Annotated in this window: 10 protein-coding genes; 4 read left to right on the top strand and 6 right to left on the bottom strand. The window is 42.9% G+C overall.

What is annotated here, in order from left to right:
• Positions 1 to 137: 137 nt before the first annotated feature.
• Both ACYQ3L_RS13045 and ACYQ3L_RS13040 read left to right on the top strand, forming a co-directional pair.
• The gene (locus ACYQ3L_RS13045) at positions 138 to 1,022 is read left to right on the top strand and encodes a hypothetical protein (RefSeq protein WP_379993965.1); all 885 of its coding nucleotides are present in this window, start codon (positions 138 to 140) and stop codon (positions 1,020 to 1,022) included.
• Positions 1,019 to 2,674 (top strand): hypothetical protein, encoded by a 1,656-nt coding sequence (locus ACYQ3L_RS13040; protein WP_379993964.1) that lies wholly within the window; start codon positions 1,019 to 1,021, stop codon positions 2,672 to 2,674. The genes ACYQ3L_RS13045 and ACYQ3L_RS13040 overlap by 4 nt, the downstream gene beginning before the upstream one ends.
• Before the next feature lie 40 nt (positions 2,675 to 2,714).
• Here the strand turns inward: ACYQ3L_RS13040 and ACYQ3L_RS13035 are convergent, their stop codons facing one another.
• Entirely contained in the window at positions 2,715 to 3,401 is a 687-nt protein-coding gene (locus ACYQ3L_RS13035; RefSeq protein WP_379993963.1) for a hypothetical protein, read from the bottom strand.
• 206 nt (positions 3,402 to 3,607) lie between these two features.
• Here ACYQ3L_RS13035 and ACYQ3L_RS13030 point away from each other — a divergent pair, with 206 nt between their 5' ends.
• Together ACYQ3L_RS13030 and ACYQ3L_RS13025 are read left to right on the top strand one after the other, a co-directional pair.
• Positions 3,608 to 5,887, top strand: coding sequence for a hypothetical protein (locus ACYQ3L_RS13030; protein ID WP_459952421.1), 2,280 nt, complete (start codon positions 3,608 to 3,610; stop codon positions 5,885 to 5,887).
• 12 nt (positions 5,888 to 5,899) lie between these two features.
• A complete protein-coding gene (locus tag ACYQ3L_RS13025; protein WP_380001120.1) occupies positions 5,900 to 7,210 on the top strand; it encodes a hypothetical protein in 1,311 nt (436 codons plus the stop codon).
• A 118-nt stretch (positions 7,211 to 7,328) separates the two neighbouring features.
• Here ACYQ3L_RS13025 and ACYQ3L_RS13020 read toward each other — a convergent pair whose 3' ends face one another.
• The 5 genes from ACYQ3L_RS13020 to ACYQ3L_RS13000 form a co-directional block, all read right to left on the bottom strand.
• Complete coding sequence (locus ACYQ3L_RS13020; RefSeq protein ID WP_380001118.1) at positions 7,329 to 7,724, bottom strand: DUF5856 family protein; 396 nt, start codon at positions 7,722 to 7,724, stop codon at positions 7,329 to 7,331.
• A 685-nt stretch (positions 7,725 to 8,409) separates the two neighbouring features.
• The gene (locus ACYQ3L_RS13015) at positions 8,410 to 8,985 is read right to left on the bottom strand and encodes a hypothetical protein (protein WP_380001116.1); all 576 of its coding nucleotides are present in this window, start codon (positions 8,983 to 8,985) and stop codon (positions 8,410 to 8,412) included.
• A 101-nt stretch (positions 8,986 to 9,086) separates the two neighbouring features.
• On the bottom strand, positions 9,087 to 9,536 hold the full coding sequence (locus ACYQ3L_RS13010) for a hypothetical protein (RefSeq protein ID WP_380001114.1): 450 nt from the start codon (positions 9,534 to 9,536) through the stop codon (positions 9,087 to 9,089).
• Entirely contained in the window at positions 9,526 to 13,128 is a 3,603-nt protein-coding gene (locus ACYQ3L_RS13005; RefSeq protein ID WP_459952420.1) for a DUF6443 domain-containing protein, read from the bottom strand. Before ACYQ3L_RS13005 ends, ACYQ3L_RS13010 begins: the two co-directional genes overlap by 11 nt.
• Complete coding sequence (locus ACYQ3L_RS13000) at positions 13,125 to 14,057, bottom strand: hypothetical protein (RefSeq protein ID WP_380001751.1); 933 nt, start codon at positions 14,055 to 14,057, stop codon at positions 13,125 to 13,127. The genes ACYQ3L_RS13005 and ACYQ3L_RS13000 overlap by 4 nt, the downstream gene beginning before the upstream one ends.
• Positions 14,058 to 14,064 lie beyond the last annotated feature (7 nt).

The raw sequence follows: 14,064 nt of genomic DNA, 5'->3' as shown, positions 1-14,064 counted from the left end.
AACAAGTAGTTATTATATACTATTTTGTCAAGTCATTTTAAATTCCCGGCTGGGCCAAAATCATCCAAAAATTTCGTTATAACCGTTACCTGTTATCCTTTCCGGTTTCCTATTCCTATTCTTATCTAAACGCTTTTATGGAAAAGAACAGCCAGCTGATGATCAGGGAGGCGATCCGCAAGATTGCCCTGGGCCGGAGTATCGAACGCATAAATATGTCGCCCGGCGGAGCCGGCGGAGTCGGTACAGCCAGGATGATTCATGGCTATGTCGCTAAGGTACACGATGATGAAAGCGATGATGAATTTGAAGAATATGCCGGGACAATCGATGTCGGTGAATTCCCCGATGAAACAGCCAGCAGCGGGCCGTTTATCCATAAAGGCGTATTGCTTTCAGGGCTGAAAGATAATTCCGGCGGTTTCCTTATCGTTCCGACCTTATTTTCAGATGTAACCATCATATCCGATGCAGCCACAAAATATTCGTATGTTCTGAACTTTTCCCATGCCGATTTCATACAGCTTAGCTCACATACCGAAGTTATTATCGGGATAGCGGAAACCGAAGAACTGGACCTGGAAGACAATGATTCCCCTGATTATGATGAACTGGAGAAAACAGGAAATGAGGCCTATACAACATACCTGAAATCATCAGTCGTTACCAAAGTCATAGATAGGGAAGGAAAAAAATCGGAGGTGGAACAAACCCCGGAACAGATACGTCACAAGACGGATAAGTCGGAAACCTGCCAGACTACAGACAACTATACGGTAAAGGTCGGGAATGTTTCGGTTACAGTTACGGGTGATAAAGTAACCATCGGGGCGGATGATGCTTCAGAGCCTTTGGTATTAGGAAATGAACTGGCTCAGTTGATGCTTGACTTCCTGACCGAATGCAGCAAAATCATGACTCCTACACTGATGGGAACCATGCCGGCAGTCAATGCTGCCAGTTTTTCAGCCCTGACAGCCAAAATCCAGCAATTCCTTTCCAAAACAGCTTATACCAAATGAGTACCGTAACCATTCATCCCGCCATAGAGAACCTGGATACAGGCAGCCTGTGTTACAGCATCTATATACAACTGTACCATAACTTCTTTAACGCGCAGGACCAACAATATGTAAAAGAAGGCGATGAAACATCCGTCCGCCTCCGCAATACGGCTTATAATTTTGCCGACGCCATTGCAGGCGGTGTTGCCGGGGAAGGCTCCGGAAACAGTGGAAGCAGCATATTACTGGAATACCTGAAGAAAAGCGGCGGCGATATGTCCGGCATGCTGCGGGCCAACTACGGCTTTGAGGCCGGGATTGGAAATACCCCTGTTATCCGGACCTTTGTAAAAGACGGAGCTGTATATGGTGTGGGCTTTACCGGGGATGTCGAAATCGGCGGCAATAATCTGGTAATCGGGGGTAGCCGGTTTATATCATATGACAGGGAGTCGCAGGTTGCCTGTATCAACAACCCCTGTATAAATTTCCTGGATTCCAAACTATTATTGGCCGGGGAACTGATCATAGGCGAGGATAAAACGAAGGGTATTTACCTCTCCCCGGCTGCTCTGCAGATAAACGGAAAAGACGTATATCATGCAGGGAATGCTAACCTTGCGACTGTAGACTGGTCTATGGGGAACGGGTATATAGGGAAAAACCTCTCCGTTGCCGGGAAAGCCGTATTGTCCGGGATGCTGGAAGCCTGTTATGGCGCAAGTCTTGGCTATAATGGAAATATCCTGGTCTCCGTAGAACAAGAACAGGTAGGCTTTAGCAGCTTCCTGTCCTTTGCTTCCGGCTTCGGTATCAAAATGAAGGGGATTCCGGTACTGATAAGGGTAAATGAAAATGATATTCAGTTGGGAGGATTAGGAGGAGACATTATCCTGGGAAACGATTCAACTAATAGAATAAAACTCTATGCAGGCCTTTCCGATATTGACGGGGAACATATCCTGTTAAGCAGGTACGGGGCGGCTTATTTCCCGAATTCATTGACAGTAAGGCATAATTACGGCGATACGTTGTTATCCAGCTACAAGGTGGATAAGGACGATGAAGGTATGGTTATCCATAAGAACCTGCGGTTTACGGATTCCAGAGGGGCTTTCTTTACCGGGGACCCGGATGGGATCGCTTTCTCATCCGCGTTGGTCCGCTACGTTGGAGAAGACACCCAAAGGCAGGTATTTACCCATAAGACCATATTCTTGCACAACCCTTCTGTAAGCAGGTACGCTTCTATGGACCGCTTGTCCAACTCATTTTTCATACGGACTGACGCGGATTTTTTCTCTGTAAACAAACCGCTCGAAGCCCAGGGGCATATCGGTATCAATAATGCCTTCACCCGGCTGACAGATGGAGGGCTATTCTTTAACAGTGAAAAATATTTGCTGTCGGCAACGGACGGTATTAAGCACTATGGCAACGCTTATTTTATGGATAATCTGAGTTCCGGATTCTTTTCATCCGGCTTTGCCGGTTCAGGATGGGCGGTTATCCGGAATAAGACGACAGGAAATACGGCGGCTACATTCGATGAGCTGACCATCCGTAAGAAAATGCGGATTTATGAACTGGAGGTACAAAAGATAAGTGCGACGAACGGTTCGCTCTGGATTAGTGATAGCTGTTCCGGCGATACAGTCGAAAAAATATAGCTATGAATATCTTGTCCTGCAGGGGACAAAGATGACCGGCTTAGAATCTGTTTTTATAGATTGTCCCCAATTCACCGAAACTGTCATAAATATACAAACCATCCCGTTTAATGATAAAGTATTCGGTATCATCTCCTTCCACATTGAATATTAATTGCCCGTTCCTCTTTTTCACAGATAATTTTTCTGTATTCCCCGAGCCATCAATATATCTATTTTTGAGATAATATACCCCGTCCTCTATGAATATATCGTATAACCCGAAATCATTTTGCCAGGAGCCTATAGCACTATATTGATTCGGATCGTCCTTGGTTTGGGAAGGAACGTTATTATTTTGAACAGTTATAGTATTATCCTTTTCTTCACGTGAGATTACCGTTTCATATCGAACCGAATCCATCTTAGTTTCCGCATATAAGTCATTGTATATTAAGTAGCCAAGACGTTGATCAGCCATTCTGTAAGCTATATTGAAGCTTTTCCCGTGATTTCCGTTTTTCCGTATGATACTATCGGATATTGAATATAACTGATTTAGGGTCAAGGCAGAATCGATACCTATTGTTAATGTATGCCTGTCAGAGCCGGGATAATCCTCCATACTATCATATATAATTTTATAGGAGGCGATAATTTTGTTGTCCTGCTTGTTCTCAGGAGCAGTGTTACAGGAAGCCAGCACTATTAACAGTAGGGAAAATGATGCAATCGATACAAAGTTCATATTCGTTTTTTTAGTATTAAAGGTTTGCAAAGATATAAATATCCGGTTAATTTACAAGGAAAAAGTGTTGATGCAAATCTTTACTTAAACCTGTCCCTATTGATATACCCTATTCTTAATCAAGCCTGAAAGATATATTAATATAAACAGACAATAATGGATGGAAAATATTAATTACTCTCTATTCCATTTTACAAAGCACCATCATGGCAACTCAAACATACAACAAATATAAAATACTTATAGCTTCCGGTTCCAAAAAGATGCAGGGACTGAAGGTCGGGGATGTTGTCCGCAGGCAATATTTCGACAATCCCAATCTCATCTATTCGTTAATGATCGTCCTGGAGACAGGCATGGATATAATTGGAGACAAAGAATCCCCTTATTTTACCGGAGCGCTGATCGAAGGCGATGAACCCAAGAATGGGGAGATATTGGATTTTGTCCGTATTACGAACCTGCATGATGAAAGCAGAAGCGGAGCATTATACCTGACGGCGTCGGATTCAGAATCGCCCTATATGGATGTTATCGACGGGCTTGCCATTGAAAACTCCCTGTGCTATCCGTTTATGGACGGCGGCGACCCCGAAATCCCGGATAAGAATAAATACGCCGTACTCGGAAGTAAGTACCTGCAATCCTCATACAGCCATTCCATGCAGGAAGCAAGCCGTGTATTCAGAATAACCCGCAACGAGGCTAACCTGGATGAAAATGATTTGTTTGGCATTAAACAGTCGATAGAGCAAGAACTGGAACATCCCCAGCGTGTTGTTATATCATATAAAGTAAGGGCATCAAAAAAGATGGAAGATGTACCGGTACTGTTCGGATATACAACAGGCAATGAGACCGACGGCTCGGATACCATCCGGATAAATACCGAATGGGAATACAGGCTGCATTTGATTTCCATTGACTATCCGTCTTTGTACCAGCGTAGCTTCTTTATCGGCCTTACCGGATTTTTACAGGATAAGGATGAATGGTGCGAAATTGCTGACCTGAACATAATCTTACAATCCGCTATATCCACCTTCGCCAACGCAGCAAAAGTGCGGATCGGAAAAGTAAAGGGGATCGTAGACCCGGTTTTTGGCGTGCTCGATGGCTACGGGGCTTACTTCCGGAATATGTATGCCACCCAAAACGTCAATATCGCCGGGACACTGACTGCCGGGGATGAGAACGGGTTCAGCTCGACGTTTTATGTAGGAAAGATACATAAGAACGTCATCAGAAACAGTATCGACTGCGAGTTTACAGACTCTCCTGTTACACCCCTCGATGAACATTCTCCTGTCGGTATTGGTAAATGCTGGATAACCGGAAACACTATAAAACTAAAAATACAATCAGCCGGATGGCGGGAATCCCATCGGAATAAAAAATATTGTTTTTCCATCTGGATAAAAGCAGGTATTGCCACTAATATAGCAGTATACCAGGATGAATACCATTTGCTGGATATACAGGCGGATTCTACAGACTGGAAGAGGTATTCCGTCCCTTTCACCTTTAAGGACTCAAAAGAGACGGATTGTATTATCCGGCTGGAAGCTCCTGTCAGCGGAATGCTTATAACAGCGCCGCAATTGGAGGCAGGTTCTACCCCGTCTCAATACCAGCCTACAGACGGGACGCTTTCCTATGTAGAGGATTACGGGGCCTGGTTTTCAAAGGGAGGTATCGGGGGTACAATACAAAATCCCCTGTTAAAGCTGAACAATGACGGCTCCATCAGTTCCTGCGACAACTCTTTTGTTATCAATCCCGACGGCACGGGACACTTTGCCTCGGGACGCTTTAAATGGACAAAAGATACGATAACATTACAGAATGTAACAATCCATTGGGAGGACTTTGATTCCGAAATGCAGGAGAACCTTTTACCTAAATCCGTAGCACTTAGCGGCGCAAATATTTTCCATAACCCGGATGAACCGGAGGAGGAATGCGAACCACAAGAGATTATTATATACGCTACAGAAAATAATTTTATTGCGACGAACAGAAAATGGCTGTATTTGGATTCTTGTTCAGTATGGAAAGAGCTTTCCGGATATAATCAGGATTTTATACGTATCCTGCCGGACGGGCATTACTGGGAAGGACGCAATGTATTGCCTGTAAGGTATATTGCTTCTTTCAAGGAAGAGGAATACGATAGTATTTTCTCCATTTATAAACAATTTGACGGGCAAAGCGCATATTCTATCTATATAAGCTCTTCCAACGGTTCCGTATTTAGAAACGGAGCTGTCTCAACGCTATTGTCGGCAAGGGTATATAAAGGCTGTGAAGATGTGACCGGAAAAATACCCGCTGCAAATTTCAGGTGGATAAGGAGCAGTAAGGATATTGCCGGCGATGCTCTATGGAACAGCGTGGATCATACGGGGAAAACACTGGAGATAACCGGAGAGGATGTTTACCGCAAAGCGGTATTCGACTGCGAAGTAATATTATCAACAATATAAAAAACAAGGATCATGGCACAAAAAGTAGCGCGGGGACAGGTCACCATTATCGACCAGAACGACGCGGTCAGCCTCCAGGCATTTATCGGCTCCAACCAGCCGCTGACACAGATTTATACGAAAGATACCAACGCCTATGCCCCGGCATGGACGGCGTCCCCTTACCTGGTACTGACGCCTGCCCTGTTCGTCAGCGGTAAGGGAGATGCCGACCAGGTTACTTCGGTCGGGAACGCTGCTGCGCTGACACCTGGCATTAAGACCGGCTCGGCCATATGGTACAAAAACGGGGTGGCTGTCGTTTCCGGCCAGGATGGCTGTACGGTTGCCACGGCAGCTTCCAAATATGCTCTGACTGTCAATACGAACCATATGAGCATAGCATCGCCACAGGTACGGTATACCTTCGAAGCGGTGTATATCGATGCGAACAGCCTGGAGATTGCTTTTCGCTCGGAGATACAATTCACCCAGCACCAGTCGGCGGGAGCCACGATCTGCGCTATCGCTTATGCCCCGGACGGGGTCATTTTCCGTAACGGCGAGGTCGCTTCGTTAAAGGCCCACTGCGACCTGTGGCGCGGAGCGGCGATAGATACGACTAATGTAACCTATTGCTGGGGTATCAAGGATTCTTCCGTCTTTGCCAATACAACCCTGTCGGCAGCAGCAGTGACCGGGGCTGTTTCCGTAACCGTCGCTTCGGTCGCCAATATGGAGGCCGGGGGGAAGATCGTTATCGGTACGGTTACACATACGATCTCGGCGGTCAATACATCTACCAAAGTGGTCACACTGACTTCCGCGTTGACGGCCGAAGCCGCATCCGGGGCAACGGTCAAAAACCCGTATTACAATGCCATGCTTGGTGCAAGCTGGGCTTGCCTTACGTCCTCCAACCCGCGCGGGGTAACAGCCGGATGGACAAGCGATGAGATTACCATCACTGCCGACGCCGTCCTGAACTTTGAAACCTTCAAATGCGCGATTAAGGACACGGATACTTCAACGGGAAATGCTTCCGCCAATAAGATCGTATGTGATATTATCTCCTTCTCGGATATGTCCGACCCTGTTATGGTGGATATCGTTAGCCAGAAGGGATTTGTGATTAAGAACGACGCCAACGATGTGGACGCCAAAGCGGTATTGTACCGGAGCGGCGAAGAGTTGGACGCGGCAGGCACGGAATATACCTATACATGGAAACTCTGGAACGCGGTGGGTACGGCGGTCGCCAAGACCTATACGGGAAAAGCCGTTACCATTGCCAAAGCGGATGTGACGGGAAAAGGGGTATTGATGTGCGAGGTTTCAAAATGATCCGCTAAAAAGTACCGGCATGGAATCATGCTGATTAACTCCTTCTTTGAGTATAAATAAACGGCAAACACCGGTATTGCGAAAAAATACCGGTGTTTGAATATAAGATTACGACCTGTTACTGAAGGCGTTTCAGGCGGTACAATAATTGCCGGATTGCTTCCTGATAGTCATCGATAATAGCCTGGGTGAAAGCTTCCGTAAACAGTTCCCTCTGGGATTCCGTGTATTTGACGAATTCTTCTGCATGCTTTACGATATCCGACGGATTCTTTGTTTCAGGAATTACGATATCCAGATCCCCTACTGTAGCATACGATGTTTCCACCAGCCGGTCGGTTACATCCAGCAGGTCTTCGATAGCCTGATCCAATGCTATGTGGGCGGAATAGCTGCCCGGGCCTGTAATATGCCAGTGATGCAGTTTCAGGCTGCTGTTAAATGAAAAGACTTTTCCGATAAATGCCGCAACCGCAACATGGGCAGATACAGCTTTTGATGATGTATTGTACATAATTTTGAAAAATTGGTTAATAATTATACCTGTAAATATAATGATTTTAATATTTTTTTTACGGGATATTGCCTGATAAAATATTGCTGTTGTATATCATCTTTTTACAATAATTATTCGGCAAAATAAAATAAATATTTTAATCGCATAATTTGTTATCATCCGTCAATTCAAAATAAACAAAAATAATAACAAAAAACACAGACTTGGTTTATCAAGGTTCTAAATAGCAACTTGAATTATATAGAGTTAAAAGGTAACAACCAACGGTCACAGGAGCGAAGCGTATGTAAACATAACAGAATTTTCAATAGTTTTCATCCTGTATCTTTTTTGCTCCACTGAACAAATTGTATATGTTATAGATAAATAATCCTGCCGGTCATCATCGGCAGGATTATTTTTATAGCGGATTATTAATTGAACATCATTGTTTATTTTTTATCTTCCTAAAAATAATACAACTAAATATAATATTAAAAATTATATAAATTCCCCAAAAATACAATCGACTTATTTCTATATTTTTTTCTACTTTATATACATTTTCAATAGGATTTCTATCTAAATTAACTGGGTCAAAGTTATATTTTAATTGAACATAACACGACATTATTTCATACAAGATAAAAAATAACATTATTATTGAAGCACAAATATAAAAAACAATCACTTTTCTCATAATCTATTTCTTTTTCAACCAACTTTGCAAAGTAGATGGTAATACAAATGTTTGTTTCACCTTAATTGTATTAACTTCTCCAACACTACGATTTGTTATGGATTTAGATGTACTCAATATTTCTGAACCCGCAGAATTCAACATATCAGAAACAAATGTTGTACAATTATTAGTGGGTGCTTTATACATACTATTTGTTTTGTAGGTTGTTTTATCTCCATATTCAGACTTACTTTCAAGCGTAGTATTATTTTCAATAAATTTATTCACAACATCTATTACATCTGCATCAGATATATCAGAAATAACAACAGTTTGAACACCGCCTTGGACTTTAGCTTTTCTCGAATTATAGTCTTTAGCTTCATCTCCACCCATTACGGTAAGAAAACCATCTGCAATTCCTTCAATCCTACCTTTATCCGACTGTCCTTTTTTAGTAGCGCCTGGTCCAAACGAATATACAACCATATCATCTCCTTCTCCTACACTCATCCATGAATGCCCCCAATCCTCAGTTTCTGTGTATACCCTTACTGTATCACCCCTTGGGTCAATATACTTTAATGGATTATTCATCACATATGCATATGGACTCCAACCATAATACTTCTCCGCCAATGGGTCAACAGTAGGAAACCTACTGATAACCAGCCGGTGAAGAGTTATCTATACTTATATTATTCGTTTTTTATATAATCAATAGATGTTACAATCCATTGATTTTGTAAAAAATCTAATTTATAAATTATTTTCTTTATGGGCGCTTCTATGTCCTTTTCAGTTAAGACGACTGTAGCATCTTCTTTTGTTATATTTTCCGTTATGTCATATTTATAAAAATCAATAGAGTTAGAGAATTTTGGGTCCTTACCCAAATTGTAATTGAATTGCAATAATTCTTTCCATTCTTTTTCTGGATCTTTAGAACCTAAATATTTCGAATAAACTTTATCCACATCAATATATTTTTGTGCTTCATTATAATCTAATTTTTGTTCTGCTGATAGTAATTTAACAACTATTATAAAAGGAGACTCTTTATGTTCCTGCGTTTTATTACAACTAAATACGGACATCATTATTGCAATAAATAAGATCAGTTTATATATAATTGAATTATTTTCCATAATATTCTAAATAAGGTTTTGCTACTACTGATTTAGGTCCTTTTATATTTGTAGCTCCTGGCAATTTCATTGTAGCATTATATAAATTATTGGGCGCTACAGTCTTAGAGTCTTTATATAGTATTCTCAATGCGAAAGGAACTTTTATATCTTGACTCGCACTTAGTGAAGGAAATGCCTGTTTTAGTGCATTTTCTGCATAAGTTGAGCAGTTAAAATCACATGCATTATATTTCTTCCCAGAAGTTGATGTATTAGAAGCATAATCCAATACCTTTGAGTCTTGTTCATACGATGTCTTAACCTGAACTATTCCATCTGCAGCCCTGCCTTCTGCACTTACACTTCCACTTCTCGTGCCCGTTGGATCCTTACTTTTCAGATCAGATAAACTGTTAATTTTTACCCCCTTAGAGTAATCTGAGGCTACATTTTTTTGAAGTTCTGTTTTTCCTACAGGATTATTGGGCCACAAATCATAATAAGTCATTGTTCCATCTTTTACCATCTCGTATTGTACATTCCCTTTATCATCTTTAACTACATTTCCTTTATTGTCTCTAATTTCTTGACGTTTATAGTTATCAATAGCAATACCTGCATGACCTGTTTCTCCATCCGCTGAAAACCAAATTAATAGGTAACTATCTTTCCCATTAGGATCTACTGCATTAATAGGATTATTTCCCACATAAGCATACGGTGACCAGCTATAATAGTTTTCGGCATGCGGATCGACACTAGTAAACCTTCCCAATGCACTCTCATAATACCTCGCACTATAATCATACAGGTTCAACTGGTGCATCCCGTCCAATTCCTTGCCATTATACTTGTACGGCTGGTTCGTCCCGTTATCATACTTATCCGCAAAAGCAGTACCGAACGGGTAATAATGGTTTTTCTGCGTAACTGTTCCACTCTGGTTGACTACCAGACGGTTATTCCCTAAATGGTCGGTCACATAGTAGTAATATACACCTCCTTCATAATAACCGCCGTCAACCAATATCCTGCTCCTGTTAGTAATGGTAGAACCGCTTTTTACCGTTTCATAGACGATATTACCTACATAATCGGTATTCTTATAGTCAGCCAATCCATCATTTGTCGGATTGGTCGCATTAGACGGCGTTACAGTATAATTCGGATCGTATCGCTGTTCCGTCCTCAGCTTCACGCCTGAAGCCGAGTAGGTATAATAATTTTTAGCTTTGGCCGTCGGGCTGTTTATTATCATTACCTGCGGTAAATTTAACGAATTATATTGAATATCGCTTATTCCCTTATTCAGATCTTTATTCATCGCCCCATTGGCTGTGTAAGTATATTCTATTGTGCCGGTGGTGGAAACCTTATCTTTGAAATCCGCAGATTCGGAATAAGCCGGATTTGTAATGGCATCGGCTGCATGTATCAGTTGATTACCCGAATAGGTCATCGTCAGGTTATCCACAAGGGCATAGGTAGCTCCCGAAGAAGTTTTCCCGTAACGTCTCAGGTTTTTTATATTCCCGTGCTTATCATAAATGATATTCTCTACCTTGTAGTCATTGGTGGCGGACGCCGAACCGTTCAGCAGGTAGTTGGCCCCCGTCAGCCTCGACAGGTTATCATAGGCAAAGGCATAGCCTCTCGGTACAGTTTCCCCCTGGATTGTCCAGTTCATAGCCGTAATATTACCATTGAATCTCGGTACGTTCCCTCCATAGGATTCATTATAGTACAGGTTTTCGGTAAACAGGCTGCCTGCGATTGATTTCGTCCACGAACGCACATTATAAGTATAGGTAGCCAGCGTACCTGCCACCCCTCCTTTCTTATTTGTCTTCAACCTACCCAAATCATCATAAGAGTTTTCCGCCAGTGTTACCTGCGGTTTTACCGTTGTCCCGTCTGTTAGCTGATGTGTGGTTGTCAGCAGCCTGCCTGCATGGTCATAAGTGTAGGCATAGACTTCGGTTTGTGTGTTTTTGCCTGTAACCTGATGTACATGTTTCCTTTGGGTCGGCTGCCCCGTGAAGTTATAGGCAATGTATTCTTTTTCAATTCCTCCGGCAAGCTGGTTATTACCTTTGGTCTGTACCAATTGTTTTTTATTGTCGTAGTACATCACCGAATACAGGTAAGAGGATATCGTTCCATCGGATTTTATCTGTGCCGTTAATGCGCCTGTCAGCATTCCTTTGTTCTTATACTTGTTGGTATCGGTATAATCCGTCCCGTACCATGTACCGTAGCCTGTTTCGGGGTTATACTCCGTTCCGCTTGCCGGTATTTCATCCATTCCCCGGAAATCGTAGTTGTCATAGAAATTAACGGACAGGATAGACGGGCTATTGGTAAAGGTCTTGTTGACGCCATCGACCTGTATATTATACCTTTTGTAGCTACCTGTACTTGCATATACGCCTTTGACCACCTTGTTGCTTACCGGGATGGTATCCTTGCATATGCCTGTCAGTACCACCCGCCCGAAAGCATCGGGGATAATGAACGTCCATTCCTTCGGACTTTTATTGTACTGTACTCCGTCCTGTGTATATACCAGCCTGTCGGCTTTATCGTAAACGTAACGGATAGGTTCACAACCGGGAAGCTTCTTCCATATACAGCGGTTGCGGTTGTCGTATTTATACTGGTAAGCCAGTTCGTCGAGCTTTGTTTGTGCTATCCCTTCGTCCTGTATCCGTGGGGGTAACACATAGCATTGGTTGCCAAAATCGTCATAGACATAATAGGTGTCGAGGGGCGTTGTCCCGTCCATCTGGCGGGTAAGGACTACCTGTCCCAGTTTGTCCTTGAACTCATAGGATGCATTGCCGTCTTCATCTTTTAATTCTGTTACATAGAGTTGCCCTGTGGTATAATTGGTGGTTTGGCCCAGGGTCGGGCTCTGGCTTGTCACTGTGATGAAGTATAGCTTGCAGTTCAAAGTGGCATCGCCTGCTATATTGGTTTTATATGCGGTTAGCACGGCTTTTTCATTGGCTGTATTCTGCCAGTCAGCCCCGGGGCCGAACTGTTTCAGTACCCTGTTTAATGGCGAGGCTTCATAGACGGGATAGGAATAAGGCTTCTGGTCGCTGGCATTGGTTGCTTTTATATATCCTTTCGCCGTTTCTACCGGGACAAACGCCCCGTTGTTGCTTGTACTTACCTTACCGGGAAGCCAACTGTTGCTCTCCCGCCCGAAAGCGTCGTACTCTTGTATAGAGACCAGGTCTTTAGCGTCCGGGGTGATTCCCCGCTGTACGACCTGAACTGATCGGCCCAGACCGTCGAAATACTGGATGGATTCCGTATATCGGCTCGCATCGGCGGTGGTATAGGTCTTGGTCTGTATATAGTTCTGATTGGAACTGACGGATGACACCGCTCCTGCATAAGGGTCACAGGTGGAGGGATTGACTGCCAGGGTCAGGCTCTTTCCTGTAGCCGATACAAAACTGAAGCCGGGCTTCAGTATGATACTCTGGCAGGCGGTCTCATTGCCTCCTGTTGTGCGGACGGTATTCAGAGTGAGGTTAGCCTGACTGAATATTCCTGTACTGCATAATAACAGCAGGATGTAGTATAGTAATTTTTTCATGGCTTAACGTTTTTTAGTTGACTCTTAATCTCCCTGTTTTCTTCTTTCAAGGATTTAATCGCTTTGTCCTGTTCGATGACATACAATGTCAACTCTTCTATCTTCTGTAATAGCTTAGCTTGTATTTCTCCTACACTGATGCCATTTTCCAACACTTCCTTCTCTGAGGGTATCTCAGGTAGATGTTTATGTTTCTTGATATGGGTTTCGACTTCTGACAGAGGTCTTAGATTGTAATCTTTATTGAAGACAAAGTCAGACCAGCCGGTAGCCTCGATTTTGACTTCCTTGGAGCGGATAATGCCGTTGACTTCGAGTTTGGATTGAGGATTAATAGTTCCCAGCCCGATATTCCCGGATTTAGTTATGACCATCCCGTTTGCACCATCCGGGCTATTCCGGCTGATAGAGAAATCATTATTGTTTGTTCTGTGTATCGACCAAACATTTTCCCCTGTCCCGCTATCACCCGTAGATCCCAAGGCAATAGTGGCCCAATTATTGCTACCGGCACTGATCCTTATTCCTTCACAATAACCACCTGCATAAGGAGAAGTAATATACAGAGTCCCTCCCAAATTCTGTCCTCCTCTTACGTCAAGTTTTCTTTGGGGATTATTCGTACCAATGCCTACATTGCCACTCGGAGATATCATCATTCCCTTATTTCCGGAATTACTATCTCTCTGATAATAATTCAAGTATAATGCATATCCCGGATAGGGGTCCAGATGTAAGTTCCCGTTTGTTACTCCGATGACGGCTTTATTTTCAATTATATCAGCATTACTTCTCCCTAATTGCAGTTTGGCGGGGGATAACCACTGGTTGTTTAGTTGTTGTATAAGATTTCCATTTACAGCCTGGTCTTGCGAGTATGTTGCAACAGACAATATAAATAGGATAATGAGGACTATATTCTTTCTCATAGCAATA

This window comes from Dysgonomonas termitidis (genome assembly GCF_054657735.1).
The sequence above is the reverse complement of the archived record's forward strand: the minus strand, read 5'-3'. Positions and strand labels throughout refer to the sequence as shown.